The organism is Pseudomonas sp. QE6 (assembly GCF_041379005.1).
Taxonomy (GTDB): Bacteria; Pseudomonadota; Gammaproteobacteria; order Pseudomonadales; family Pseudomonadaceae; genus Pseudomonas.
Genome location: NZ_CP166873.1, coordinates 5,140,554 through 5,166,662, shown reverse-complemented (window position 1 = coordinate 5,166,662; position 26,109 = coordinate 5,140,554). Strand labels below are relative to the sequence as shown.

Sequence of the window (26,109 nt, the reverse complement as noted above, 5' to 3'; positions counted from 1 at the left end):
AAACGGGAGCTCTCGGGCTCCCGTTTTTCGTTAGTGGCACCCCCATACCAACGATAAAATCTGCCAACTCCTGCAACCGGAAAGACTTCAAATGGATGGACATCATCTGCATGAAGGCGAGCTGAAGCGCGGTCTGAAGAACCGCCATATCCAGCTGATCGCCCTTGGCGGCGCCATCGGTACCGGCCTGTTCCTGGGCTCGGCCGGCGTTCTGCAATCGGCCGGCCCGTCGATGATCCTCGGCTACGCCATCGGCGGCTTCATCGCCTTCCTGATCATGCGCCAGCTCGGCGAAATGATCGTCGAGGAGCCCGTTGCCGGCTCCTTCAGCCATTTCGCGCACAAGTACTGGGGTGGTTTCGCCGGCTTCATGTCGGGCTGGAACTACTGGGTGCTGTACATCCTGGTGGGCATGTCGGAGCTGACGGCCGTCGGCAAGTACATCCAGTTCTGGTGGCCGGATTTCCCCACCTGGGCGACGGCGGCAGTGTTCTTCGTCCTGATCAACGCCATCAACCTGTTCAACGTCAAAGCCTTCGGCGAGACCGAGTTCTGGTTCGCGATCATCAAGGTGGTCGCCATCATCGGCATGATCCTGCTCGGCATCTGGCTGCTGGTCAGCGGCACCGGTGGTCCGCAGGCTTCGGTGAGCAACCTGTGGGCCCACGGCGGCTTCTTCCCCAATGGCTGGAAGGGGCTGGTGATGGTCCTGGCGATCATCATGTTCTCCTTCGGTGGCCTTGAGCTGGTGGGCATCACCGCGGCCGAGGCTTCCGAGCCGAAGAAGGTGATTCCCAAGGCGATCAACCAGGTCATCTACCGTATCCTGATCTTCTATATCGGCGCCCTGGCCGTGCTGCTCTCGCTGTACCCCTGGGATGCCCTGCTGCAGAGCATCAGCAGCGCCGGCGACCCCTACAGCGGCAGCCCGTTCGTGAAGGTCTTCTCGCTGCTGGGCAGCGATATCGCGGCCAACATCCTGAACTTCGTGGTGCTCACCGCCGCGCTGTCGGTCTACAACAGCTGCGTGTACTGCAACAGCCGCATGCTCTTCGGCCTGGCCGAGCAGGGCGACGCCCCGCGCGCCTTCGCCAAGGTCGATGACCGTGGCGTGCCGCTGCTGGCCATCGGCGTCTCGGCCTTCATCACCCTGGCCTGCGTGGTGGTCAACTACGTGATCCCGCACCAGGCGCTGGAGCTGCTGATGTCCCTGGTGGTCGCCGCCCTGGTGATCAACTGGGCGATGATCAGCCTGGCCCACATGAAGTTCCGCAAGGCCATGCAGGCCAAAGGTGTGCAGCCGTTCTTCCGCGCGCTGTGGTACCCCTTCGGCAACTGGCTGTGCCTGGCCTTCGTGGTGTTCATCCTCGGCATCATGCTGCAGATCCCGGGCATCGACGTGTCGGTGTACGCGATCCCGGTGTGGATCGTGCTGATGGGGGCCTGCTACCTGTTCAAGCGCAAGTCCCCGGTCCGGGCCAACGCCTGAGTCGGTCGGGAAACGGGAGCTTCGGCTCCCGTTTTCTTTTGGTAATGCACCTTTGCCGGAGCGGAAACAGTGGCGCGGGGTGCTTGCGGTAGAATGCCCGGCGCCGCGCGCCTGGCGGCTGATGGAGAAGACCTTGTCCCGTGCGAGCTTGCTGATCGTGCTTCTAGCTGTCTTGAGTGGCTGCGGGCAGTCCGTCGAGCGTTTCGGTGGCCCGACCATGGGCAGCAGCTACAGGGTGCAATACGTTCCGACTGACAAGGCTCCGGACGCCGAGAAGCTCAAGGCCGAGGTCGATGCGATCCTGGCGAGCCTCGACGAGCAGTTCTCCACCTACCGTGACGATTCCGTGGTGTCGCGCTTCAACGCCTTGCCGGCCGGTGCCTGCATGGTCTTGACGGTGGACATGCTGACGCTCTGGCGCTATGGCGAGGCGCTGTCGCAGCAGAGCGGCGGCGCCTTCGATCTCACCGTCGAGCCGCTGCTGAACCTCTGGGGCTTCGGCCCGCAGTCGCGCAGCGAGCAGGTGCCGGCGGCCGCCGATCTGCAGCGCGAGCGCGCCCGCGTCGGCCACCAGCATCTGCATCTGCAGGGCGAGCAGTTGTGCAAGGACGTCAATGCGCAGCTGGACTTCGACAGCATCGTCGCCGGCTATGCGGTGGACAAGGTCAGCGCGCGCCTGGCCGAGCTGGGGCTTACGGATTACCTGGTGGAGATCACCGGCGAGCTCAAGGCCGTGGGCCACAAGCCGGACGGCACGCCCTGGCGCATCGCCCTGGAAGTGCCCAGCGGCGAGCGCGAACGGCAGGTGGAGCGCTCGGTGGCGCTCGATGGCTTCGGTCTGTCCACCTCTGGTGACTACCGCAACTATTTCGAGGAAGGTGGGCAGCGCTACTCGCACACCTTCGATGCGCGCAGCGGCGTGCCGGTCAAGCATGCGCTGGCGGCGGTCACGGTGGCCGATGCGCAGGTCCTGAACGCCGATGGCCTGTCGACCCTGCTGATGGTGCTGGGACCGGAGGAGGGCTATACCTTTGCCGAGCGGCACGGTCTGGCGGCGTTCTTCATCGTGCGCCAGGGCGAAGGGTTCGTCACCCGCGTGACGCCGCGCTTCGATGCGCTGTTTCCGACGCCTGAATGAAAGCTTCGCCGGGCATGATGATGCGTTGCAGGCATGTAGTGGCGGCAAAACTCGCCTACCTGCCGACCAACCGCTAATGTGCAGCCTTTTGCCGCAGGGCTAAGCTGCGCCAATGATTTCGATCCGCCTCGGCGCATGTGGTGCCGGGGCTTCGCCGGGAGCGCCAAGCGGGCGTCCCGGCCTGTTCTGAAGGAGTACGCATGGCTGTCTACAACTACGACGTGGTGATTCTCGGCACGGGCCCGGCAGGCGAGGGGGCGGCGATGAACGCCTCCAAGTACGGGCGCAAGCTGGCGGTGGTGGACAGCCGTCGCGTGGTCGGCGGCAACTGCACGCACCTGGGGACCATCCCGTCCAAGGCGCTGCGTCACTCGGTGAAGCAGATCATCGAGTTCAACACCAACCCCATGTTCCGCCAGATCGGCGAGCCGCGCTGGTTCTCCTTCCCGGACGTGCTGAAAAGCGCCGAGAAGGTCATCTCCAAGCAGGTCGCCTCGCGCACCGGCTACTACGCGCGCAACCGCATCGACATGTTCAACGGCACCGCCAGCTTCGTCGACGAGCGTACCGTTGAAGTGGTGACCCCCAGCGGCGCCGTCGAGCGTCTGGTGGCCGACCAGTTCGTGATCGCCACCGGCTCGCGCCCGTATCGCCCGTCGGACATCAACTTCAACCACCCGCGCGTCTACGACAGCGACACCATCCTGTCCCTGAGCCACACCCCGCGCCGCCTGATCATCTACGGAGCCGGCGTGATCGGCTGCGAGTACGCCTCGATCTTCAGCGGCCTGGGCGTGCTGGTGGACCTGATCGATACCCGCGACCAGCTGCTGAGCTTCCTCGACGACGAAATCTCCGATGCGCTGAGCTACCACCTGCGCAACAACAACGTGCTGATCCGTCACAACGAGGAATACGAGCGCGTGGAAGGCCTGGACAATGGGGTGATCCTGCACCTGAAGTCCGGCAAGAAGATCAAGGCCGACGCCCTGCTGTGGTGCAACGGCCGTACCGGCAACACCGACCGCCTGGGCCTGGAGAACATCGGCATCAAGGTCAACAGCCGTGGCCAGATCGAGGTGGACGAGAACTACCGCACCTCGGTGTCGAACATCTACGCCGCGGGCGACGTGATCGGCTGGCCGAGCCTGGCCAGCGCCGCCTACGACCAGGGCCGCTCGGCTGCCGGCAACATCGTCGAGCACGACGGCTGGCGCTTCGTGAACGATGTGCCGACCGGCATCTACACCATTCCGGAGATCAGCTCCATCGGCAAGAACGAGCATGAGCTGACCGCCGCGAAGATTCCCTACGAAGTGGGCAAGGCCTTCTTCAAGGGCATGGCTCGCGCGCAGATCTCCAACGAGCCGGTGGGCATGCTGAAGATCCTGTTCCACCGCGAGACCCTGGAAGTCCTCGGCGTGCACTGCTTCGGCGACCAGGCTTCGGAGATCGTGCACATCGGCCAGGCGATCATGAACCAGCCGGGCGAGCTCAATACCCTGAAGTACTTCGTCAACACCACCTTCAACTATCCGACCATGGCCGAAGCCTACCGCGTGGCGGCGTTCGACGGCCTGAACCGGATTTTTTGAAGTACCCTGACCGGCGGCCTGAGCCGGTCGGGGGGAACCTGCTCAGCGATTCCCGATCGTGGCAGTGGCCAAACCGGGAAAGTCTGTAATCAGGCTATCCACGCCGAAATCGGCGAGCCGGCGCATCAGGGCCGGCTCGTTGACCGTCCATACAGACACATGCAGCCCCTGCTTCTGCGCTTTCAGCAGCCGTTCCGGGGTGCACAGCATCCAGTTCAGCGCCAGCAGATCGCAGCGATAGTGCGCGGCTACCTTCAACGGGTCGAGCCAGGCGTATTCCGCCACCAGTCCGCGGGACAGCTCCGGCGCCAGTTCTTCCAGGGCGCGCAGCACCGTACGGGAACTTGAAGTCACGGTGATCCGGTCACGCAGACCGAAGCGGCCGACCAGGTGATGGATCGCCTGCACCGTGCGGCCCGCGCGGTCCTTCGAGGCACTTTTGACTTCCAGCTGCCAGTGTTCGAAATCACAGCGCTCGAACAGCTCCGCCAGGCGTGGAATGGGGCAGGGGCGCACCCAGCCCGGGCCGCCTTCGCGGGCGTCCATGGTGACCAGGTCGTCCGCCAGTTGCTCGGAGACCTTGCCGCGCCGGCCGGTGGTGCGCTTGAGCGTCGGGTCGTGGATGACCATCAGTTCGCCGTCGCGGGACAGGTGCAGGTCCAGCTCGCAGCGCTTCACGTTGTGCTCCAGGCAGCGCTGGAAACTGGTCAGGGTGTTTTCCGGTGCTTCGCCTTTGGCGCCGCGATGTCCATAGATCAGAGTCACTGGGGCTCCTTGGGGGAAAGGTCCTTGAGGTATTGGGAGTGGTGCTGGCGCACCGCATCGACGACGCGGCCGCTCTCGAAATAGACGCTGAATTCGCGGTAGTCCCAGCGGGTGATAGGCGGCTTGCCGACCGCCGGGTGCTCGTCGTCCGGCAGGCCGAAGCGCTCCAGCACGACGTTCTGGCTCTCGCCGCGGGCTGGCAGGACGATGTGCTGATCGCCCTGGTCGCCCACCGGAATCTCGATCGTATCGGCCATCAATGGCAGGGGTGTGGCAAGGCAGAGCAGCAGGAGCAGGTGGCGCATGGAGTTCTCTTCGTTCATTCGCCGCGAGCCTTGGCCTGGCGGCGCTCCAGAGCCTGGCGCTGGAGGATGTGGCGGGCCAGCAGCTGGCGCTGGGCATCGCTGAGTGTCTCGAATTCGGTGCCGATCTCATAGCCGCCTTCGGGCTCCTGCCGACAGTGGGTGACCTTGGCGCGCAGCAGCAGGCCCAGGCCCTGGGGCAGCAGAATGATCTTCAGCGCCAGATCCTGGCCGACCGGCAGTGGCTGGGCGTCGCGGAAATCGATGCCGCCCTCGGACAGCGTGACCGGGCGAGCCGGGCCGATCTCGCGCAACAGGCTCTGGGTCAGGGCCTGGGCGATCAGGTCGATGCGCTTGTTGATCACCTTCAGGTAGCTGGCCAGCGGGCGATCGCGCTCGTTGATATGGCGCAGCAGGTGCTGCGACTCGAAGTCGGTCAGGTGCAGGTCGCTGAGCAGATTGAACAGCGCGGAATCATCCTGAAGCACTTCTCCGGACTGGATCTCGTCCTCGCGCAGCGGGCGAAATTCCAATGCGAGCGTGTCTTCAATACGATAGTATTCGCGGCGGTCATCCGCGTCTGGAGTGGACATGGCGAACCCACGGAGGCAGTGATGGTCTGAGTGTAAAGCCGCCTGCCGAGCCTCGCCACACGGAAGTCGAACGCCAGAAGGAACCGGCGCCCGACGCACTCTTCATCTTCTTAATCGGCCCCACATGTTCAGACCCCTTTCCGTCTACATCGGAACGCGCTACACCCGCGCCAAACGCCGCAGTCACTTCGTTTCCTTCATTTCGCTCACTTCCATGATCGGCCTCGCGCTGGGCGTGGTGGTGATGATCGTCGTGCTCTCGGTCATGAACGGCTTCGACCACGAAATGCGCACCCGCGTGCTGGGCATGGTGCCCCATGCCACCGTCGAGTCCTACCAGCCGATCTCCGACTGGCAGGGCATCGCCGGGCAGATCAAGCAGCAGCACCCCAACGTGCTGGAAGTCGCGCCCTTCATCCAGATGCAGGGCCTGCTCAGTGCCGGCGGCACGGTGCAGAAGGTGCTGATCAACGCGGTGGACCCGAACGAGGAGAGCAAGGTCTCGATCATCGACCAGTTCTTCAAGGAGGGCTCGCTCTCGAGCCTCAAGCCCGGCGAGTTCGGCATCCTGATCGGCGACAAGGCGGCGAAGAACCTCGGCGTGAAGCTGGGCGACAAGGTCACCTTCATCGCCCCGGAAGTCTCGGTCACCCCGGCCGGCATGTTCCCGCGCATGAAACGCTTCACCGTGGTCGGTACCTTCCACGTCGGCGCCGGCGAGCTGGACGGTTACGTCGCCATGGTCCACATCGACGACGCCGCGCGCATGCGCCGTCTCAAGGACGGCCAGGTGGAAGGCCTGCGCCTGAAGCTCGACGACCTGTTCCAGGCGCCGCGCACCGCCTGGGAAATCGCCCGCACCCTCAAGGGCAACGACTACTTCGCCCGCGACTGGACTCGCAGCCACGGCAACCTGTACCAGGCCATCCGCATGGAGAAATCCATGATCGGCCTGTTGTTGCTGCTGATCGTCGCGGTCGCCGCGTTCAACATCATTTCCACCCTGGTCATGGTCGTCACCGACAAGAAGGCCGACATTGCCATCCTGCGCACCCTGGGCGCCACGCCCGGGCAGATCATGGCGACCTTCATGGTCCAGGGCACGGTGATCGGGGTGATCGGTACCCTGATCGGCGGTGTACTGGGCATCCTCGCGGCGCTCAACGTCAGCGACGCCATCGCCCTGCTGGAACGCCTGCTGGGCCACAAATTCCTCAACGCGGACGTCTACTTCATCGATTACCTGCCCTCGCAACTGATGAGTGAGGACGTGATCCTGGTGTGCAGCGCCGCGCTGATCCTGAGTTTCTTCGCCACCCTGTATCCGGCCTGGCGTGCGGCCCGCACCCAGCCCGCGGAGGCCCTGCGTTATGAGTAAGCCGACCCCCAACGACCAGGCCGTCCTGAGCTGCCGTGACCTTGGCAAGCGCTACGAGGAAGGCCCGCAGTCGGTCGAGGTCCTTTCCGGCGTGCAGCTGGAACTGCTACCGGGCGAGCGCGTCGCCATCGTCGGCAGCTCCGGTTCGGGCAAGAGCACCCTGCTGAACATGCTCGGCGGCCTCGACACGCCCAGCACCGGCAGCGTCTGGCTGGCCGGCGAGCAGCTGTCGGCGCTGAACGAGAAGCAGCGCGGCCTGCTGCGCAACCGCGCGCTGGGCTTCGTCTACCAGTTCCACCACCTGCTGCCGGAGTTCACCGCGCTGGAGAACGTCTGCATGCCGCTGCTGATCGGCAAGACCCCGATCCCCGAGGCGCGCCAGCGTGCCACCGCGCTGCTGGAGCGCGTGGGCCTGGGGCACCGCCTGAGCCACAAGCCGGCCGAGCTGTCCGGCGGTGAGCGCCAGCGCGTCGCCATTGCCCGCGCCCTGGTGAACACCCCACAGCTGGTGCTGCTCGACGAGCCCACCGGCAACCTCGACCAGCACACCGCCCACGGTATCCAGGAGCTGATGCTGGAGCTGTCGCAGTCCCTGCGCACCGCCTTCCTGGTAGTGACCCACGACACCCACCTCGCCCAGCAGATGGATCGTGTGCTGCGCCTGGAGGAGGGCCGGCTGGTCGCCGCCTGAGGGATACCGGAATGTTCAGACCCTTGTCCGTCTTCATCGGCACCCGCTACACCCGGGCCAAGCGGCGCAACCACTACATCTCGTTCATCTCCCTGACCTCGATGATCGGCCTCGCCCTGGGCGTGCTGGCCATGATCGTGGTGCTCTCGGTGATGAACGGTTTCCAGAAGGAAATGCGCTCGCGCATCCTCGGCATGGTTCCCCACGCCGTGCTGCAGCCGCTCAGCGGCCCGCTGGACGACTGGCGGCGCGTGGCCGACGCGGCGAAGAAGAACCCGCAGGTGGTCGGCGCGGTGCCCTACACCGAAGTCGACGGCATGCTCTCCTACAAGGGCATGATGCAGCCCATCGAGGTGGATGGCGTCGATCCGGCGCTGGAAACCCAGGTGTCGATCATCGGCCAGCACATGGTCCAGGGCCGTTTCGAGAACCTGAAGGCCGGCGAGTTCGGCGTGGTCATCGGCGAGATCACCGCGCGGCGCTTCCACGTCAGCGTCGGTGACAGCCTGCTGCTGATCGTCCCCGAGCCGAGCTCCGCGCCCGGCGGCATCACCCCGCGCATGCAGCGTCTGAACATCGTCGGCGTGTTCAAGGTCGGCGCCGAACTGGACAGCTCGCTGGCGCTGATCCACGTGGACGACGCCGCCAGCCTGATGCGCTGGCAGCCCGGCCAGGTGCAGAGCGTGCGCATCGCCCTGAAGGACCTGTTCCAGGCGCCGGACATCGGCGCGGCCATCGCCAAACAGCTGGGCGAGGGCTACCGCTCGGTGGACTGGACCCACACCCAGGGCAGCCTGTTCAGCGCGATGAAGATGGAAAAGACCATGATCGGCCTGCTGCTGCTGCTGATCGTCGCGGTCGCCGCCTTCAACATCATCGCCACCCTGATCATGGTGGTGGCCGACAAGCGCGCGGATATCGCCATCCTGCGCACCCTGGGCGCCACGCCGAAGCAGATCATGGCGATCTTCATGGTGCAGGGCACGGTGATCGGCCTGATCGGCACCGTCATCGGCTGCGTGCTCGGCGTGCTGGCGGCGTACAACGTGACCACCATCGTCTCCGCCCTGGAGCGCGTCGCCGGCACCCACGTGTTCAACTCGGACATCTACTTCATCAACTACCTACCGTCCGACCCGCAGGTGCTGGATATTGTCCTGATCTGCGTCGCGGCGCTGTCGATGAGCTTCCTGGCCACGCTGTACCCGGCCTGGCGTGCGGCATCGACCCAACCGGCTGAATCGCTGCGGTACGAGTGATCCAGCGGACCATGAAAAAGCCGCCCCTCGGGGCGGCTTTTTCGTTTCAGGGAACACCCTGTAGGAGCGAGCTTGCTCGCGAACAAGTTCGCCGGCAGCTCGGTGCCTCGGGTGGTTCGCGAGCAAGCTCGCTCCTACCAAGAACCGTCAAAGTCCGCGCTGGACGTTGCGCAGCGCCTGGCGCCGCCGCCAGCTGCGGCCGACCCACCAGCGCCAGTAACCCTCGGTGGCCAGGTAGCCGAGGATGCCCACCAGGATGCCGCAGATCACCGAGCCCAGCAGGAAGGGCTGCCACAGGGCGGCCAATTCGCCGCTGATCCATTCCCAGGTCAGGTGCTCCGGCAGGCTGCGCGCCGGGATGCCCATGACCCAGGCGCCCATCTTGTAGGTGCAGTAGAACACCGGGGGCATGGTGATCGGGTTGGTCAGCCAGACCAGCCCGACCGAGATCGGCAGGTTGGCCCGTACCCACACCGCCAGGGAGGCGGCCAGCAGCATCTGCAGCGGGATCGGGATGAAGGCGGCGAACAACCCCATGCCCATGGCGCGTGACACGGAGCGGCGATTCAGGTGCCAGAGGTTGGGGGACTGGATCAGCGGTCCGAGAAAGCGCAGGCCCTTGTGGCTTCTGATGCTTTCCGGGTCCGGCATGTAGCGCTTGAAGATTCGGCGCGGCATGAAGGAAATCTCTGGCAGACGGACGACGGCCCATTATGCCTAGCTAGGTGACAGTCATTCGTTGCCAAGTATGTCCGTGTGTAACCGCAGCGGCCCGATCGCGGATCGGCCTGACCGGCGGTCGCGCGGTGGCTCCAGGGAGGAGTCCGTTGCCTCGTTCAGGGATGTTCGCGCTGGCCCTCGGCCTGCTGGCATTGCGCGGGTTGCCGGCGCTTCCGCCCGGCTGGGTGCTGTTGCTGCTGGCGGCGCTGGGGTTGTCCTTGCTGTTCACCCGTGGCTATCTCATCGGCCTGTTCCTGCTGGGGTTCGCCTGGGCCTGCCAGTCGGCCCAGTGGGCGCTGGATGACCGGCTGGCCGTTGCGCTCGACGGCCGTACGCTGTGGCTGGAAGGCAGGGTAGAGGGGCTGCCGGATCGCTCCGGGCCTTCGCTGCGCTTCATGCTTGCCGATGTCTCCAGCCCGCGTGCGCAGCTGCCAGAGACGCTCCGACTGTCCTGGTTCGGCGGCCCACCGGTGGAAGGCGGTGAGCGCTGGCGCCTGGCGGTGAAGCTCAAGCGCCCGCACGGCATGGCCAACGGTGCCGGCTTCGACTACGAGGCCTGGCTCACCGCGCAGCGGATCGGCGCCACCGGCAGCGTGAAGGACGGGCAGCGACTGCAGTCGGCCAGCGGCCCGCCGGCCTGGCGGGAAGCCTGGCGACAACGCTTGCTGGCGGTGGACGCCCATGGCCGATCCGGTGCCCTGGCGGCGCTGGTGCTGGGGGATGCGTCCGGTCTGACCAAGGCGGACTGGCAGGTCTTGCAGGACACCGGAACCCTGCACCTGATGGTGATTTCCGGCTCGCACATTTCCCTGCTGGCCGGTCTGCTGTATGCGCTGGTCGCCGGGCTGGCGCGTTTCGGCATCTGGCCCCCACGCTTGCCCTGGCTCCCCTGCGCCTGCCTGCTGGCGGCGCTCGGGGCCTGGGCCTACAGCCTGATGGCGGGGTTCGAGGTGCCGCTGCAGCGCGCCTGCATCATGGTCTCGATCGTCCTGCTGTGGCGTCTGCGTTACCGCCATGGCGGCTTGTGGACGCCGCTGCTGGGTGCCTTGCTGGCGGTGCTGCTGGCCGAGCCGCTGGTGGTGCTGTTGCCCGGCTTCTGGCTGTCCTATGCGGCAGTGGCGCTGCTGATCTTCGGCTTTTCCGGTCGATTGGGGCGCTGGACGGCCTGGCGCACCTGGCTGCGTGCACAATGGCTGATGGCAATCGGCTTGCTGCCGGCGTCCATTGCGCTCGGCCTGCCGCTGAGTGTGTCCGGGGCGGTCGCCAACCTGATCGCCGTGCCCTGGGTGGAAATGCTGGTGGTGCCACTGGCTTTGCTGGGCAGCCTGGCGTTGGGCATTCCCTGGCTGGGCGAGGTCTTGCTCTCGGTGTCAGGCGGGTTGCTGGAACTGTTGTTCCAGCTGCTGGGCTGGATGGCCGCCCTGGCGCCCGCCTGGCAGCCTGTCGCCGCGCCGGCCTGGGCGCTGTTGCTGGCGATGCTGGGCGCTCTGGTGCTGCTGGCGCCGTCCGGGGTGCCACTGCGCGCGCTCGGCTTGGCGATGTTCCTGCCGGTGTTCTGGCCGTCCATTACGTTGCCGCCGCCCGGGGTGGCCGAGGTTCGGGTGCTGGATGTGGGGCAGGGGCTTTCCGTGATGATCCGTACCCATGGTCAGGCCTGGCTCTACGACACCGGTGCGCGCAACGGCGACTTCGATATCGGCGAGCGGGTCGTCGTGCCGACGTTGCGCAGCCTGGGGATCGGCCATCTCGATCTGCTGATGCTCAGCCATGCCGACAATGATCACGCCGGTGGCGCCCTGGCGGTAAAGAAGTCGCTGCGGCCGGCGCAGGTGATCAGCGGCGAGCCGGATCGCCTGTCTCCCGAGTTGGGTGCCCAGCCTTGCCGGAAGCGGCACTGGGCCATCGACGGGGTGAACTTCGAGACCTGGGCCTGGGATGTTGCCCGGGAAAGCAACGATCGCTCCTGCGTCCTGCAGATCGAAGCCGACGGCGAGCGCCTGCTGTTGACCGGCGACCTGCCGCAATCCGGTGAACTGGCCTGGCTGGCCGCGCACCCGGGTGCCCGCGTCGACTGGCTGCTGGCCGGTCACCACGGTAGCCGCAGTTCGTCCGGGCCAGCCTTCGTGCGAGCGGTGTCGCCATCCGCCGCGATCATTTCCCGTGGCGCCAACAACCCCTACGGCCATCCCCATCCGTCGGTCGTCGAGCGCTTCCGTGCACTCGGCATCCGGATTCACGATACGGCCCAGGAAGGCGCGCTGACGCTGATGCTCGGTGCCCATGGCGAGCTCCGGGGAGTGCGGGAAGGTGCACATTTCTGGCAGGAAAAATGAGACGGGGGCGGTCTGCTCGTAACAGCCCCTGTGCTAGAGTGGCGCCACTTTTTTTCAGGGGATTCACCACTGTGTGGGAACTGGTCAAAGCTGGCGGCTGGATGATGCTGCCGATCATGCTGAGCTCCGTCGCTGCCATGGCGATCATCGCCGAACGTCTCTGGACCCTGCGCTTGAGCCGCGTGGCCCCGCCGCAACTGCTCGGCCAGGTTTGGAAGCAGATCAAGGACAAGAAGATGAACAGCCAGGCCCTGAAGGACCTGCGCGCGTCGTCCCCGCTGGGTGAAATCCTGGCCGCCGGCCTGGCCAACTCAAAGCACGGTCGCGAGATCATGAAGGAGTGCATCGAGGAAGCCGCCTCCCGCGTCATCCATGAACTCGAGCGCTACCTCAATGCGCTGGGCACCATCGCCGCCATGGCCCCGCTGCTCGGTCTGCTGGGGACCGTGTTCGGCATGATCCAGATTTTCAGCGCCTTCATGGGCGACGGCATGGCCAACGCGCCGATGCTCGCCGGCGGTATCTCCAAGGCCCTGATCACCACCGCTTCGGGCCTGATCGTGGCGATTCCGGCGGTGTTCTTCCATCGCTACCTGCTGCGCCGCGTCGATGAACTGGTCATCGCCATGGAGCAGGAAGCCATCAAGCTGGTGGAAGTGACCCAGGGCGATCGCGAAGTCGATTTCGCCGAGGAAGGCAAAGCGTGAAGTTCCGCCGCAGAGCGGGCGGAGCGGCCCGCGAGGACGTCTTCATCAACCTGGCGTCGCTGATCGACGTGATCTTCGTGCTGCTGCTGTTCTTCGTGGTCAGCACCTCGTTCACCAAGCCGGCGCAACTCAAGGTCGAACTGCCCGAGGCGGTCAGCGGCACGCCGCCGGAAGCCACCGAGATCAAGCAGCTGGAAATCGCCATCAGCGTCGAGGGTCACTATGCCCTGAACGGCCAGAGCCTGGCCCGCGACGACCTGGAGAACCTGATGAACGCCATGCAGCGCGAATCCGCCGGCGACAACAGCTTGCCGGTGGTGATCACCGCCGACGGCAAGGTGAACTACCAGTCCGTGGTCACCGCGATGGATGCCGCAGGCAAGCTGGGCTTCACCCACCTGCGCATCACCACCATCGAGGCCCAGGCGGACAAGAAGAGCCCCTGATGGCGTTCTCCGATCGCCTGCTCGACGCCTGGTACAAGGGGCATCCGGCCCTTGCCCTGCTCAAGCCCCTCGAACTGCTCTACCGGCGTGTCGCCCGTGGCCGCCGGGAAGACTTCCTCTCCGGCGCCAAGCCGGCCTACCGCGCCCCGGTACCGATCATCGTGGTCGGCAACATCACCGTCGGCGGCACTGGCAAGACGCCGATGATCCTCTGGCTGATCGAGCATTGCCGCGCCCGTGGGCTGAAGGTCGGTGTGGTCAGCCGCGGCTATGGCGCCAAGCCGCCACGGACGCCCTGGCGCGTGCGCGCCGAGCAGTCGGCGGCGGAGGCGGGCGACGAACCGCTGATGATCGTGCGCCGCAGCGGCGTGCCGCTGATGATCGATCCGGACCGCTCCAGCGCCGTGCGTGCGCTGCTGGCCGAAGAGCCGCTGGACCTGATCCTCTGCGACGACGGCCTGCAACATTACCGCCTGGCCCGTGACCTGGAGCTGGTGCTGGTCGACGCCGCGCGTGGCCTGGGCAATGGCCGCTGCCTGCCCGCCGGGCCGCTGCGCGAGCCGGCCGAGCGTCTGCGGGAAGTGGACGCCGTACTGCACAACGGCGCGCCGTCCGATCCACCCGGAGCCTTCTCCTTCGTGCTGCGACCTTCCGCCCTGGTCAACCTGACCAATGGCGAACGCCGTGGCGTCGAGCATTTCCCCGCGGGTCAAGCGCTCCACGCCCTGGCCGGGATCGGCAACCCGCAGCGTTTCTTCAGGACGCTCGAGGCGCTAAACTGGCGGCCGATACCGCATCCCTTCCCCGACCATGCGGCCTACACCGCCGAGCAACTGCGCTTCATCCCGGCGCTGCCGCTGGTCATGACCGAGAAGGACGCGGTGAAATGCCGGTCCTTTGCCGCGCCCGACTGGTGGTACCTCGCCGTCGAAGCGCAGCCCTCGCCGGCCTTCGTCGCCTGGTTCGACACCCAGCTCGAGCGCCTGGTCGCCCGCTGATCCGTCGTCGCACCGTGCGACGCGCGCATTCATTACCTGTTCAAGGAACGCACCATGGACCCGAAACTCCTCGATATCCTCGCCTGTCCGCTGTGCAAGGGCCCGCTCAAGCTCACCGACGACAAGTCCGAGCTGATCTGCAAGGCCGACGGCCTGGCCTACCCGGTGCGCGACGGCATCCCGGTGATGCTCGAAGGCGAGGCGCGCACTCTGAACGTCGACGAACGTCTGGACAAGTGATTCCATGAGCCAGGCCTACACCGTCGTCATCCCCGCCCGCTACGCCTCCACCCGCCTGCCCGGCAAGCCGCTGCAGGACATCGCTGGCAAGCCGATGATCCAGCACGTCTGGGCGCAGGCCGGCAGGAGCTCCGCCACCCAGGTGGTGGTCGCCACCGACGATCAGCGCATCTTCGATGCCTGCCAGGGCTTCGGCGCCGAGGTGGTGCTGACCCGCGCCGATCACAACTCCGGCACCGACCGCCTGGCGGAAGTGGCCGACGCGCTGGGCCTGGCCGACGACGCCATCGTGGTCAACGTACAGGGCGACGAGCCGCTGGTGCCGCCGTCGATCATCGACCAAGTGGCCGCCAACCTCGCGGCGCACCCGGAGGCGGGCATCGCTACCCTGTGCGAGGAAATCCACGATCCGGCGGCGCTGTTCAACCCGAACATCGTCAAGGTGGTCAGTGACAAGAACGGCCTGGCCCTGACTTTCAGCCGCGCCACGCTGCCCTGGGCGCGCGACGCCTTCGCGGTGGATCGAGAATCCCTGCCGGCCAACGTACCGTACCGCCGCCACATCGGCATCTACGCCTACCGTGCGCGTTTCCTGCGCGACTTCGTGGCCTGGGGCCCGTGCTGGCTGGAAGATACCGAGTGCCTGGAGCAGTTGCGTGCGCTCTGGCATGGCGTGCGCATCCACGTGGCCGACGCCCTGGAAGCACCGCAGGCCGGCGTCGATACCCCGGAAGACCTGGAGCGCGTACGGCGCATCCTGGGGGCCTGATGAAGGTCCTGTTCGTCTGCCTCGGTAATATCTGCCGCTCGCCCACCGCCGAGGGCGTGTTCCGTCACAAGGTCCGCGAAGCGGGCCTTGAGGATCGCATCGAGATCGACTCCGCCGGCACCGGCGACTGGCATGTCGGCAAGGCGCCGGATGCGCGCACTCGCGCCGTCGCGCTGCGCCGGGGCTATGACCTGTCCGGCCTGCGCGCGCGGCAGGTGAGCGTGGCGGACTTTTCCCGCTACGACCTGATCCTCGCCATGGATAACGCCAACCTGCGCGACCTGAAACACCTGCGCGCCGGAAACGGTACAGCCGAGCTGGACCTGTTCCTGCGCCGCTTTGATCTGGAAATCGACGAAGTTCCCGACCCTTACTATGGCGGCGATGACGGTTTCGAGCGGGTGCTGGACCTGGTGGAGCGGGCCTGCGACGGTCTGCTCATGGAACTGAAGAGGCGCCTGTGACGCTGCAACTGCAAGAAAACCTGTCCCTCAAGCCCTACAACACCTTTGGCGTCGAGGTTGCCGCCCGCTGGTTCGCCCAGGCCCATGACGACGCCGAGGTGCGCGAAGGCATTGCCGCCGCCGCCGGAAAGGGCCTGCCGCTGATGGTGATCGGCGGCGGCAGCAACCTGCTGCTGACCCGTAACGTCGAGGCGCTGGTGCTGCGCATGGCTTCCCGTGGCATTCGCATTCTCAGTGACGACGGCGATCGCGTGGTGGTCGAGGCGGAAGCCGGCGAGGTCTGGGACGACTTCGTGCGCTGGACCCTCGAGCACGACTTCGGTGGACTGGAAAACCTCAGCCTGATTCCCGGCACCGTGGGCGCCGCGCCCATGCAGAACATCGGTGCCTATGGTGTCGAGATCAAGGACATCTTCGCCGGCCTGACGGCGCTGGACCGCGAAAGCGGTGAGCTGCGCGAGTTCGGCCTGGAAGACTGCGCCTTCGCCTATCGCGACAGCCGCTTCAAGCGCGAGTCGGGCCGCTGGCTGATCTTGCGGGTGCGCTTTGCCCTGAGCCGCGCGGCGCAGCTGCACCTGGACTACGGTCCGGTGCGTCAGAGGCTGGCGGAGGAGGGTGCCACCGCGCCGACGCCGGCCGATGTGTCGCGGGTGATCTGCGCCATCCGCCGCGAAAAGCTGCCCGACCCGGCCGTGCTCGGCAATGCCGGCAGCTTCTTCAAGAACCCCGTGGTGCCGGCTGTTCAGGCGGACGAGCTGCGTGCGCGCTTCAGCGACCTGGTGGCCTACCCGCAAGGTGATGGCCTGGTGAAGCTGGCGGCTGGCTGGCTGATCGACAGGGCGGGCTGGAAAGGCTTCCGTGACGGCGCGGCCGGCGTGCATGCACAGCAGGCGCTGGTGCTGGTCAATTACGGCGGAGCTACCGGTGCGCAGCTGCATGCGCTGGCGGAGCGTATCCGGGACGACATCCAGCAGCGTTTTGGCGTTGAGCTGGAGATGGAACCGAATCTCTACTGAGGTCGCTTCCGACAGAAAGGGGATGCCAGGGCATCCCCTTTTTTGTGCCTGCTTCGTGGGATGAGTCGGGAGGCGTTGGCGCTTTTGTAGGAGCGAGCTTGCTCGCGAATGGCCTGGCTCGGGAGTCCGGGAATGTTCGCGAGCAAGCTCGCTCCTACAGGCAAGGCGAATCTCCCTGCCAGACGGGCAATAAAAAGGGGATGCATCTGCATCCCCTTTTCCGATCAGGAAGCGATCAGCTGTGGTGTTTTTCTACCACGTTGCTTTCTTCTTCCTCGGTCTTCTCGGCTTTCTCGTCTTCAGCCTGCTCGGCAACCGATTGCTCGGTCTGCTCGATGGCTTCGGCTTCGTTCACCACTTCGGCCACGACGGTCTCGGCAGTAACTTCAGCGGCCGGCTCGACCACAACTTCGGCTTCCACGGCAGCGGCTTCTTCAGCCACCGCTTCGACAGCCGGAGCTGCTTCGACCTGCGGAGCTGCCGCAGCGGCAGCAGCGGCTTCGCGAGCCAGGCGCTCCTGGCGACGACGCTCGCGCGGGTCATTGGAGGCGCGGCCGGTGGCGTTGGCTGGAACGGCCGGAGCAGCGTTTTCGGCAGGAGCCGGGGCTTCTTCGGCAACCACCGGAGCTTCTACCTTGGGCTCTTCGACCGGTTGGGCGACAGCTTCGGTCACGGTTTCAGCAGCCGGAACCGGCACTTCTTCTGCAGCGACCGGCTCGGCAGCCTGTTCGGCGGGCTTGGCCAGGAACTCGATGGTCTGTTCCAGGGCGCTTTCGGTGCGTACGGCCTCGACGACGTTGGATTCGACCGGCTGAACGGCTTCGGAGGCGGCGTCGGCGTCGGCGGTCGGCTGCTGTTCAGCGGCGAATTCGGTAACCACAGCGGCAGTAGCGGCAACCACGGCAGCGGCAGTCGGCGCTCCATCAGTGGCCTGTTCGCCGCCTTCTTCGGCACCTTCTACGCCATCGACACCGGCTTCACGCTGACGCTCGCGGCGGTTGCTGCGGCGGCGCTGGCCGCGGGAGCGGCGACGCGGACGCTCGCCATCGGCGCCTTCCTGGTCGTCCTGTTGGTCCAGCAGTTCCTCGTTCAGCAGCTCTTCGGATTCCAGGGCAGCGGTATCGCTGGCCTGACGTTCCTCGCGCGGCTGGCGCTCTTCACGGGGTTGACGCTCGGCGCGCGGCTGACGTTCCTCGCGGGCCGGACGCTCGCCACGCTCTTCGCGGGGCTGGCGCTCTTCACGCGGTTGACGCTCGCCACGCTCTTCACGGGGCTGACGCTCCTCGCGCGGCTGGCGCTCAGCACGCTCTTCACGCGGCTGACGTTCCTCGCGGGCAGGGCGCTCAGCGCGTTCTTCACGCGGTTGACGCTCTTCGCGAGGCTGACGCTCGGCGCGCTCTTCACGCGGCTGGCGTTCCTCGCGCGGTTGACGCTCGGCACGCTCTTCACGCGGCTGGCGCTCCTCGCGGGGTTGACGCTCGGCGCGTTCTTCTCGCGGCTGTCGCTCTTCGCGGGCTGGACGCTCAGCGCGTTCGCCACGCTCACCACGCTCGTCGCGGCGACGCTCGCCACGCTCCTTGCGTTCATCATCACGACGGCCACCTTCGCGGCCGTCACGGCGACGGTTCTGCTGGCGGCCGTTACGGCGTTCGCCCTGGCCTTCGCTGCGCTCGGCTGCCGGCTTCTCGGCGGCGGCAGGTTGCGGCTGTTCCGGCTTGCTGCCGGCGAACAGGCTGACCAGCGATTTCACCAGGCCCTGGAACAGGCTCGGCTCCGGCATGGGTTTGGCTGCTTCGACAACCGGTGCGGCTGCGGCGGCAGTCTGTTGCGGGGCAGGGGTCTGCGGGGAAACGGTCTTCACCGCGGCTTCCTGGCGGACCAGAGTGCGGGTGGAGCTGATCGGCTGGACTTCCTCGTGCTCGACGTGGGCCATCTCGTAGCTGGAATGGCCGGCCAGCAGCTCGGGGCTGTCGTCACGCAGGCGCTGCACTTCGAAGTGCGGGGTTTCCAGATGGTCGTCCGGCAGGATGAAGATGCGCGCGCGGGTGCGCAGTTCGATCTTGGTGATGGCGTTGCGCTTCTCGTTGAGCAGGAAGGCGGCAACCTGGAACGGCACGCGGGCGCGAACCTCGGCGGTGCGGTCCTTCAGGGCCTCTTCCTCGATCAGGCGCAGGATCGCCAGCGACAGGGACTCGACGTCGCGGATGATGCCTTGGCCGTTGCAGCGCGGGCAGACGATGCCGCTGGTCTCGCCCAGGGACGGACGCAGGCGCTGACGGGACATTTCCAGCAGGCCGAAGCGGGAGATGCGGCCAACCTGGACGCGGGCACGGTCGGCTTCCAGGGCTTCGCGCACGCGCTCTTCCACGGCGCGTTGGTTCTTCGCCGGAGTCATGTCGATGAAGTCGATGACGATCAGGCCGCCGATGTCGCGCAGGCGCAGCTGGCGGGCGATCTCTTCGGCTGCTTCCAGGTTGGTCTGCAGCGCGGTTTCCTCGATGTCGCCGCCCTTGGTGGCGCGCGCCGAGTTGATGTCGATGGACACCAGGGCTTCGGTCGGGTCGATGACGATGGAGCCGCCCGACGGCAGCTTCACTTCACGCTGGAAGGCGGTTTCGATCTGGCTTTCGATCTGGAAGCGGTTGAACAGCGGAACGCTGTCCTGGTACAGCTTCACCTTGCTCGCGTACTGCGGCATGACCTGGCGGATGAAGTTCAGGGCTTCTTCCTGGGCGTCGATGCTGTCGATCAGCACTTCGCCGATGTCCTGGCGCAGGTAGTCGCGGATGGCGCGGATGATGACGTTGCTTTCCTGGTAGATCAGGAACGGACCGCTGCGCTCGCCGGAGGCTTCCTTGATGGCGCCCCACAGTTGCAGCAGGTAGTCCAGGTCCCACTGCAGCTCTTCGGAGCTGCGGCCCAGGCCGGCGGTGCGGACGATCAGGCCCATGTCGCCGGGAACGTTCAGGCCGTTCAGGGCTTCGCGCAGCTCATTGCGCTCTTCGCCTTCGATGCGGCGGGAGATGCCGCCGGCGCGCGGGTTGTTCGGCATCAGCACCAGGTAACGACCGGCGAGGCTGATGAAGGTGGTCAGGGCTGCGCCCTTGTTGCCGCGCTCCTCTTTCTCGACCTGGACGATGACTTCCTGGCCCTCGCTGAGCACATCCTTGATATTGATGCGGCCTTCGGGGTTCTTCTTGAAGTATTCGCGGGAGATTTCTTTGAGGGGGAGGAAGCCGTGGCGCTCGGCGCCGAAGTCGACGAAGGCGGCTTCGAGGCTGGGTTCGATGCGGGTGATGCGCCCTTTATAGATGTTGGCCTTCTTTTGTTCGCGCGCGCCGGACTCGATGTCCAGGTCGAACAGGCGTTGGCCGTCTACCAGCGCTACACGCAACTCTTCGGGTTGAGTTGCGTTGATCAGCATTCTTTTCATGTAGTACCAATGGTTTCCGGGGCCACCGGAAACGGCGATCGGCACACACGACTCTCACGGTCGGTGCTAAGGCACGTACTCAGGAATGGCGGACCATTCCCGTGTCCAGCGGCAGCAGGAGAAATCTGCTGTGCCGCGACTACGTTTCCTGCTTGTCGAGTAAGAACAAGCACTCATCAGGAGGAGGAATCGACTGTCAGATGCGGACGATGAAGGCGTCTACGTTCAAGGCATGAAAGCAACGCAATCCGACAGTTGTGCATCTCCGCCCTGCACATTTCCCTAAGAGCCGGGTGCCGCTCGCAGAATCCGGGAGCGGGGTTGGCTTTTATCACGGCGACCTTGGCTGCCGTGGTCATGTCTGAAGGCCTGGGTTTCGAGGCGCTGTCGGCGGGCGAATCGCTCATGCCGTTGCAACGCTTCAGGGGACTGCCTCGTGCCCGTTCAATGTGTTTGCAGGCGGTTGGGGACGGCGATTACGCGATCATCCGCGGGCCTGGCCACTTTTGGCGGCCTCCCGAATATAGCAGCAATGATTAAGTGCTTCAATTGAATGAAAAATTGTTATTATGTCCGGATGACAAATCCCGCCCCTCCGACTTCCGGCGTTCAGCTGCTTGAAGTCGCGCCGGAGTATGCCGGCCAACGCATCGACAATTTCCTCCGCACCCAGCTCAAGGGCGTGCCCAAGACCCTGATCTACCGCATCCTTCGCAAGGGTGAGGTGCGGGTCAATAAGGGGCGCATCAAGCCCGAGTACAAGCTGCAGGCCGGCGACGTGGTGCGCGTGCCGCCGCTGCGCCTGGCCGAGCGCGACGAGCCCGTGCCGCTGGCGCAGGGGCTGCTGGAGCGCCTGGAAGCCGCCATCGTCTTCGAAGACAAGGCGCTGATCGTGGTGAACAAGCCCACCGGGATCGCCGTGCACGGCGGCAGCGGCCTGAACTACGGGGTCATCGAGGCGTTCCGCCAGCTGCGCCCGGAGTGCAAGGACCTGGAGCTGGTGCATCGCCTGGACCGTGATACCTCCGGTCTGCTGATGATCGCCAAGAAGCGCAGCATGCTGCGCCATCTGCACGACGCCCTGCGCGGTGAGCGCGTGGTGGATAAGCGTTATCACGCCCTGGTGCGGGGCAGTTGGCCGGCGGCGAAGAAGCAGATCGCCGTGCCGCTGCTGAAGAACAACCTGCGCTCCGGCGAGCGCGTGGTGGAAGTGAATCCCGAAGGCAAGGAAGCGCTGACCGAGTTCAAGGTGCTGCGCCGCTTCGGTGACTTCGCCACCCTGGTGGAGGCGCGTCCGATCACTGGACGTACCCATCAGATTCGTGTGCACGCCAAGCATGCCGGTCATTCCATTGCCGGCGACCCCAAGTACGGCGACGAAGACTTCTCCCGCGAGATCCGCGAACTGGGCGGCAAGCGCCTGTTCCTGCATTCCGCATTCCTGCGTGTGCCGATGCCCGATGGCTCGGTGCTGGAGCTGGAGGCGCCGGTCGACGAAGTCTGGCAGCGCACCGTGGAGCGCCTGGATGCGTGAGTATTCCCTGCTGATCTTCGATTGGGATGGCACGCTGGTGGATTCCATCGGCCGTATCGTCGAGTCGATGCGCGTCGCGGCGGTCAATTCCGGTCTGCCTTCGCGCAGTGACGAGGCGATCAAGGGCATCATCGGCCTTGGTCTGCCCGAGGCGATCCAGACGCTCTATCCCGAAGTGGAAGAGGGTGAGCCGCTGGAGCGTTTTCGTCGCGACTACGGCGAGCACTATCTGAGTCTTGAGGTGCAGCCTTCTCCGCTGTTCCCTGGTGTTGCCGAGGCGATGACCGAATTTCGCCATGCGGGTTACCAACTGGCGGTCGCCACCGGCAAGAATCGCCGTGGCCTGGATCGCGTGCTGGCGGGGCAGGGGTGGACCGATTTCTTCGACATCACCCGCGCTGCGGACGAGTCGGCGAGCAAGCCCGATCCGCGCATGCTGCATGAAATTCTTCGGCATTGCCGGGTGGATGCGCGCGATGCGCTGATGGTGGGGGATTCGCCTTTCGATCTGGAAATGGCGCGCCGTGCCGGCATGGATTCGGTGGCGGTGGGCTATGGTGCGCAGTCGCTGGAGACTCTGCGAGAGTATGCTCCGGCGCTGGAAGTGGAACATTTCAATGAATTGCGCGCCTGGCTGGCCGGGCGCTCGGTGAAACCGCTGCTTAAGGTGGGCAACGATGTCGGATGAATGGAAGGCGGACGATAGCAAGGCTGCGCAAACCACGGCAGGTGACGACAAGAGCTGGAAGCTGCTGGAGAAGGCAGTGCTGGCGGGGGTTCAGGAGCAGCGCCGTTCGCGTCGCTGGGGTATTTTCTTCAAGCTGCTGACCTTCCTTTATCTGTTCGTCGCCCTGGCGCTGTTCAGTCCGTTCGGTGGCCTGTCCAAGTCCGCCTCGCGCAGTGCCAGTCACACGGCGATGATCGAGGTGAAGGGCATGATCGCCGATGACGAGCCGGCCAGTGCCGATAATGTCGTCGGTGCGCTGCGTTCCGCGTTCGAGGATGCTGGCACCAAGGGTATCGTCCTGCGTATCAATAGCCCGGGCGGCAGTCCGGTGCAGTCCGGCTATATCTACGATGAAATCAAGCGCCTGCGTGGTGAGCATCCGGATATCAAGGTCTATGCCGTGATCAGTGATCTCGGCGCCTCCGGTGCCTACTACATCGCCAGCGCCGCCGATCAGATTTACGCCGACAAGGCCAGTCTGGTGGGTTCCATTGGCGTGACCGCGGCGACTTTCGGTTTCGTCGGCACCATGGAAAAGCTGGGGGTGGATCGCCGCATCTACACCTCGGGTGAGCACAAGGCCTTCCTCGATCCGTTCCAGCCGCAGAAGCCGGATGAAACCGCGTTCTGGCAGCAGGTGCTGGATACTACGCACAAACAGTTTATCGACAGCGTGAAGAAGGGGCGTGGCGATCGCCTGAAGGACAAGGATCATCCTGAGTTGTTCTCTGGTCTGATCTGGTCTGGCGAGCAAGCGCTGCAGCTAGGGCTGATCGATGGCCTGGGCAGCACCAGCTATGTGGCGCGGGAGATCATCAAGGAGAAGGAGGTGGTGGACTACACCGTCCAGGAAACCCCCTTCGACCGCTTCGCCAAGAAGCTGGGCACCAGCGTTGCCGAGCGTCTGGCGCTATGGATGGGGTGGCAGGGGCCGGCTCTGCGCTGATTCCTTCCTCTATATAAAGGAAGGCCCGGCAATCGCCGGGCCTTCTGCGTTTTGGGGCTAGGGGATGGGTACCTGCTCGGCCAGCAGCATGTCCACCAGGCGGATCAGCGGCAGGCCGATCAGGCTGGTGGCGTCTTCGCCTTCGGTGGAGCGGAACAGGCTGACGCCGAGGCCTTCGGCCTTGAAGCTGCCGGCGCAATCGAAGGGTTGTTCGGCCTCCAGGTAGCGGCGGATACGTGCTTCGTCGAGGTCGCGGAAGTGCACGGTAAAGGGCACGCAATCGACCTGGCTGCGGCCACTCTGGCTGTTCAGCAGGCAGAGTCCGGTGAGGAAGCTGACGCTCTTGCCGCTGGCGGCTTTCAGTTGTTCACTGGCTCGATGGATGTTGAGGGGTTTGCCGAGTATCTGGCTGCCGTTCACTGCGGCCTGGTCGGAACCGATGATCAGATGGCCGGGGTAGCGCTGTGCCAGGGTGCGCGCTTTACTTTCCGCGAGGCGCTGGACCAGTTGCTCGGCGTTTTCACCGGGAAGCGGGCTTTCGTCGATGTCGGGACTTGCGCATTCGAACGGCAGGCGCAGGCGCTGCAACAATTCGCGGCGGTAGGGTGAGCTGGAGGCAAGGATCAGTGGCAGCATGGAAGATTCCTTTGGAGCGTCGCTGCGATTCTAGCGAAAAGGGCTGTCCATACAGCGGTTTATGGCTAATTTCCTTTGACAGCTTCGGGTGCATCCCTATAATGGCGCGCTTATGTTGAATGGACCGATACCACCTCACGTTGATCCGCGCAAACTGGTAGAGCGCGCCGCCACCCTCGAAGGTGAGCTGCCGATCGCCAAGATGCCACGTCTCAACGAGCAACTGACCAGCAGTGATGGCAAGATTCACGCGAAGTTTTCCTTCTTCCGTGATGAGCAGAAGCTGGCGGTCATGCACGTCGAACTCGACGCCGAGGTGAGCATGGTATGCCAGCGCTGTCTCGAGCCGGCCAACTTCCATGTGGGTGGTGAGTACGATTACGTCATCATCCCGGAAGGCAAGTCGATCGATGATCTGCCTAATGGCTACGATGCGCTGGAAGTGGGGGAAGACCCCATCGACCTGACCTCGCTGGCCGAGGACGAGTTGCTGCTCGCCTTGCCCATCGTGCCGGTCCATGATCCTGAGGATTGCCAGCAGCCGGTGGGATACGCTACAGCGCCCGAACCGAGCGAGAACGTCGAAGAGCGGCCCAATCCGTTCAGCGTACTGGCGCAGTTGAAGCGTGACCCAAACGTTTAGGAGTTAATCAATCATGGCTGTTCAGCAGAACAAAAAATCCCGTTCCGCTCGTGACATGCGTCGTTCCCACGATGCCCTGGACGCGAACGCTCTGTCCGTAGAGAAGAGCACCGGTGAAGTTCACCTGCGTCACCACGTCTCCCCGGACGGTTTCTATCGCGGCCGTAAGGTCGTAGACAAGGGCTCTGACGAGTAATCCTTGTCCGCACCAATCATCGCGATTGATGCAATGGGTGGGGACTACGGTCCCCACTGCATTGTTCCGGCCTGCATTTCCTTTCTGGCCGAGTACGCCTCTCTTCAACTGGTCCTTGTTGGCCAGGCTCCCTTGATCGAAGAACACCTGCGCGACCTGTCCCCGGTTGAGCGCCAGCGTCTTCACGTTCACCACGCCAGCGAAGTCGTCACGATGGACGAGCGTCCGTCCCAGGCTCTGCGCGGCAAGCCCGACTCCTCCATGCGTGTTGCCCTCGAACTGGTTCGGGATGGCAAGGCCCATGCCTGCGTCAGTGCCGGCAATACCGGTGCGCTGATGGCACTCTCCCGCTACCTGCTCAAGACACTGCCCGGTATCGACCGTCCGGCGATGGTCACTGCCGTGCCGACGCAGACTGGTCATTGCCATCTGCTCGATCTGGGGGCGAACGTCGATTGCAGTGCCGAGCATCTTTATCAGTTCGCCGTCATGGGTGCTGTCGCGGCGGAGACACTGGGCAAGCAGAATCCCAGGGTGGCGCTGCTGAATGTCGGTACCGAGGATATCAAGGGCAACCAGCAGGTGAAGCTGGCGGCCAGTCTGTTGCAGCAGGCGCGCGGGGTGAATTACATCGGCTACATCGAGGGCGATGGCCTCTATCGCGGTCTGGCCGATGTGGTGGTGTGCGACGGCTTCGTTGGCAACATCCTGCTCAAGTCCAGCGAGGGGTTGGCGGCGATGGTCGCGGCCCGCCTGGAAGAATTGTTCAACTCCAGCCTGCCGGCCAAGGCGGTGGGGCTGATGGCTATGCCGTTCCTGCGTCGGCTGCGTGGCGATCTCACGCCGTCCCAGCACAATGGTGCGAGTTTCCTCGGTTTGCAGGGCATCGTGGTGAAGAGCCACGGCAGCGCGAAAGAGGAGGGCATCCAGAGCGCCTTGCGTCGTGCGCTGCTCGAGGTTCGCGAGAATCTGCCCCAGCGGCTGCATGGCCGGCTGGAACATCTGCTCTAATGTGACCGCGGTCGTCAGACCGTCATCCAACTGTCAGTTCAATACGCCAGGCTTCCGCTGGCGATATCCATTTGATGACA

The 26,109-nt window shown here is 65.0% G+C and carries 26 protein-coding genes; 20 read left to right on the top strand and 6 right to left on the bottom strand.

Annotated elements, in window-relative coordinates; genetic code table 11:
- The first annotated feature begins 91 nt into the window (after positions 1–91).
- From ACAW63_RS23625 to sthA, 3 genes are all read left to right on the top strand, one after another.
- A complete protein-coding gene (locus tag ACAW63_RS23625; RefSeq protein ID WP_371229430.1) occupies positions 92–1,489 on the top strand; it encodes an amino acid permease in 1,398 nt (465 codons plus the stop codon).
- 121 nt (positions 1,490–1,610) lie between these two features.
- On the top strand, positions 1,611–2,627 hold the full coding sequence (locus ACAW63_RS23620) for an FAD:protein FMN transferase (RefSeq protein ID WP_371234770.1): 1,017 nt from the start codon (positions 1,611–1,613) through the stop codon (positions 2,625–2,627).
- 200 nt (positions 2,628–2,827) lie between these two features.
- A complete protein-coding gene (gene sthA / locus ACAW63_RS23615; RefSeq protein ID WP_371229427.1) occupies positions 2,828–4,222 on the top strand; it encodes a Si-specific NAD(P)(+) transhydrogenase in 1,395 nt (464 codons plus the stop codon).
- A 42-nt stretch (positions 4,223–4,264) separates the two neighbouring features.
- Here the strand turns inward: sthA and ACAW63_RS23610 are convergent, their stop codons facing one another.
- From ACAW63_RS23610 to ACAW63_RS23600, 3 genes are read right to left on the bottom strand one after another with little or no spacing between them, the layout of a single operon-like run.
- A complete protein-coding gene (locus ACAW63_RS23610; RefSeq protein WP_331319881.1) occupies positions 4,265–4,987 on the bottom strand; it encodes a glycerophosphodiester phosphodiesterase in 723 nt (240 codons plus the stop codon).
- Positions 4,984–5,292 (bottom strand): phosphodiesterase, encoded by a 309-nt coding sequence (locus ACAW63_RS23605; protein WP_371229424.1) that lies wholly within the window; start codon positions 5,290–5,292, stop codon positions 4,984–4,986. The genes ACAW63_RS23610 and ACAW63_RS23605 overlap by 4 nt, the downstream gene beginning before the upstream one ends.
- A 14-nt stretch (positions 5,293–5,306) precedes the next feature.
- On the bottom strand, positions 5,307–5,882 hold the full coding sequence (locus ACAW63_RS23600; protein WP_371229421.1) for a PilZ domain-containing protein: 576 nt from the start codon (positions 5,880–5,882) through the stop codon (positions 5,307–5,309).
- A 124-nt stretch (positions 5,883–6,006) separates the two neighbouring features.
- Here ACAW63_RS23600 and ACAW63_RS23595 point away from each other — a divergent pair, with 124 nt between their 5' ends.
- From ACAW63_RS23595 to ACAW63_RS23585, 3 genes are read left to right on the top strand one after another with little or no spacing between them, the layout of a single operon-like run.
- Positions 6,007–7,260: a lipoprotein-releasing ABC transporter permease subunit gene (locus ACAW63_RS23595; RefSeq protein WP_275611016.1), complete on the top strand. Its 1,254-nt coding sequence runs from the start codon at positions 6,007–6,009 to the stop codon at positions 7,258–7,260.
- Positions 7,253–7,951, top strand: coding sequence for a lipoprotein-releasing ABC transporter ATP-binding protein LolD (gene lolD / locus ACAW63_RS23590; RefSeq protein WP_371229419.1), 699 nt, complete (start codon positions 7,253–7,255; stop codon positions 7,949–7,951). The genes ACAW63_RS23595 and lolD overlap by 8 nt, the downstream gene beginning before the upstream one ends.
- 11 nt (positions 7,952–7,962) lie before the next feature.
- A complete protein-coding gene (locus tag ACAW63_RS23585) occupies positions 7,963–9,210 on the top strand; it encodes a lipoprotein-releasing ABC transporter permease subunit (RefSeq protein ID WP_371229417.1) in 1,248 nt (415 codons plus the stop codon).
- A 147-nt stretch (positions 9,211–9,357) separates the two neighbouring features.
- Here the strand turns inward: ACAW63_RS23585 and ACAW63_RS23580 are convergent, their stop codons facing one another.
- Positions 9,358–9,888 (bottom strand): DUF2062 domain-containing protein, encoded by a 531-nt coding sequence (locus ACAW63_RS23580; RefSeq protein WP_371229414.1) that lies wholly within the window; start codon positions 9,886–9,888, stop codon positions 9,358–9,360.
- 164 nt (positions 9,889–10,052) lie between these two features.
- On the opposite strand from ACAW63_RS23580, the gene ACAW63_RS23575 reads away from it, so the two are divergent.
- From ACAW63_RS23575 to murB, 8 genes are all read left to right on the top strand, one after another.
- Positions 10,053–12,263, top strand: a complete 2,211-nt coding sequence (locus tag ACAW63_RS23575) for a DNA internalization-related competence protein ComEC/Rec2 (RefSeq protein WP_371234767.1) — start codon at positions 10,053–10,055, stop codon at positions 12,261–12,263.
- A gap of 71 nt (positions 12,264–12,334) precedes the next feature.
- Positions 12,335–12,970 (top strand): MotA/TolQ/ExbB proton channel family protein, encoded by a 636-nt coding sequence (locus ACAW63_RS23570; protein WP_275611021.1) that lies wholly within the window; start codon positions 12,335–12,337, stop codon positions 12,968–12,970.
- A complete protein-coding gene (locus ACAW63_RS23565; RefSeq protein ID WP_371229412.1) occupies positions 12,967–13,416 on the top strand; it encodes an ExbD/TolR family protein in 450 nt (149 codons plus the stop codon). Before ACAW63_RS23570 ends, ACAW63_RS23565 begins: the two co-directional genes overlap by 4 nt.
- Positions 13,416–14,414: a tetraacyldisaccharide 4'-kinase gene (lpxK, locus tag ACAW63_RS23560; protein ID WP_371229410.1), complete on the top strand. Its 999-nt coding sequence runs from the start codon at positions 13,416–13,418 to the stop codon at positions 14,412–14,414. Before ACAW63_RS23565 ends, lpxK begins: the two co-directional genes overlap by 1 nt.
- A gap of 54 nt (positions 14,415–14,468) precedes the next feature.
- Entirely contained in the window at positions 14,469–14,654 is a 186-nt protein-coding gene (locus ACAW63_RS23555; RefSeq protein ID WP_009621404.1) for a Trm112 family protein, read from the top strand.
- Positions 14,655–14,658: 4 nt separating this feature from the next.
- Entirely contained in the window at positions 14,659–15,423 is a 765-nt protein-coding gene (gene kdsB, locus ACAW63_RS23550) for a 3-deoxy-manno-octulosonate cytidylyltransferase (protein ID WP_371229407.1), read from the top strand.
- On the top strand, positions 15,423–15,887 hold the full coding sequence (locus ACAW63_RS23545; protein ID WP_371229404.1) for a low molecular weight protein-tyrosine-phosphatase: 465 nt from the start codon (positions 15,423–15,425) through the stop codon (positions 15,885–15,887). The genes kdsB and ACAW63_RS23545 overlap by 1 nt, the downstream gene beginning before the upstream one ends.
- The gene (gene murB, locus ACAW63_RS23540; RefSeq protein WP_371229401.1) at positions 15,884–16,903 is read left to right on the top strand and encodes a UDP-N-acetylmuramate dehydrogenase; all 1,020 of its coding nucleotides are present in this window, start codon (positions 15,884–15,886) and stop codon (positions 16,901–16,903) included. The genes ACAW63_RS23545 and murB overlap by 4 nt, the downstream gene beginning before the upstream one ends.
- A 235-nt stretch (positions 16,904–17,138) precedes the next feature.
- Here murB and rne read toward each other — a convergent pair whose 3' ends face one another.
- Positions 17,139–20,336 (bottom strand): ribonuclease E, encoded by a 3,198-nt coding sequence (gene rne / locus ACAW63_RS23535; RefSeq protein ID WP_371229398.1) that lies wholly within the window; start codon positions 20,334–20,336, stop codon positions 17,139–17,141.
- Between the two features lie 577 nt (positions 20,337–20,913).
- Here rne and rluC point away from each other — a divergent pair.
- The 3 genes from rluC to sppA are packed head-to-tail and all read left to right on the top strand — an operon-like array spanning position 20,914 to position 23,543.
- Entirely contained in the window at positions 20,914–21,870 is a 957-nt protein-coding gene (gene rluC / locus ACAW63_RS23530; protein ID WP_207884434.1) for a 23S rRNA pseudouridine(955/2504/2580) synthase RluC, read from the top strand.
- Positions 21,863–22,558 (top strand): HAD-IA family hydrolase, encoded by a 696-nt coding sequence (locus ACAW63_RS23525; RefSeq protein WP_331319872.1) that lies wholly within the window; start codon positions 21,863–21,865, stop codon positions 22,556–22,558. Before rluC ends, ACAW63_RS23525 begins: the two co-directional genes overlap by 8 nt.
- Complete coding sequence (sppA, locus tag ACAW63_RS23520; protein ID WP_275611029.1) at positions 22,548–23,543, top strand: signal peptide peptidase SppA; 996 nt, start codon at positions 22,548–22,550, stop codon at positions 23,541–23,543. Before ACAW63_RS23525 ends, sppA begins: the two co-directional genes overlap by 11 nt.
- A gap of 57 nt (positions 23,544–23,600) precedes the next feature.
- On the opposite strand, the gene ACAW63_RS23515 is transcribed toward sppA, so the two are convergent.
- Positions 23,601–24,179: a nucleoside triphosphate pyrophosphatase gene (locus tag ACAW63_RS23515; protein WP_275611030.1), complete on the bottom strand. Its 579-nt coding sequence runs from the start codon at positions 24,177–24,179 to the stop codon at positions 23,601–23,603.
- A gap of 112 nt (positions 24,180–24,291) precedes the next feature.
- On the opposite strand from ACAW63_RS23515, the gene ACAW63_RS23510 reads away from it, so the two are divergent.
- The 3 genes from ACAW63_RS23510 to plsX are packed head-to-tail and all read left to right on the top strand — an operon-like array spanning position 24,292 to position 26,029.
- Entirely contained in the window at positions 24,292–24,822 is a 531-nt protein-coding gene (locus ACAW63_RS23510; protein WP_275611031.1) for a YceD family protein, read from the top strand.
- Between the two features lie 13 nt (positions 24,823–24,835).
- A complete protein-coding gene (rpmF, locus tag ACAW63_RS23505; RefSeq protein WP_009621425.1) occupies positions 24,836–25,018 on the top strand; it encodes a 50S ribosomal protein L32 in 183 nt (60 codons plus the stop codon).
- A 3-nt stretch (positions 25,019–25,021) separates the two neighbouring features.
- Positions 25,022–26,029, top strand: a complete 1,008-nt coding sequence (gene plsX, locus ACAW63_RS23500) for a phosphate acyltransferase PlsX (protein WP_370599773.1) — start codon at positions 25,022–25,024, stop codon at positions 26,027–26,029.
- Positions 26,030–26,109: the final 80 nt, after the last annotated feature.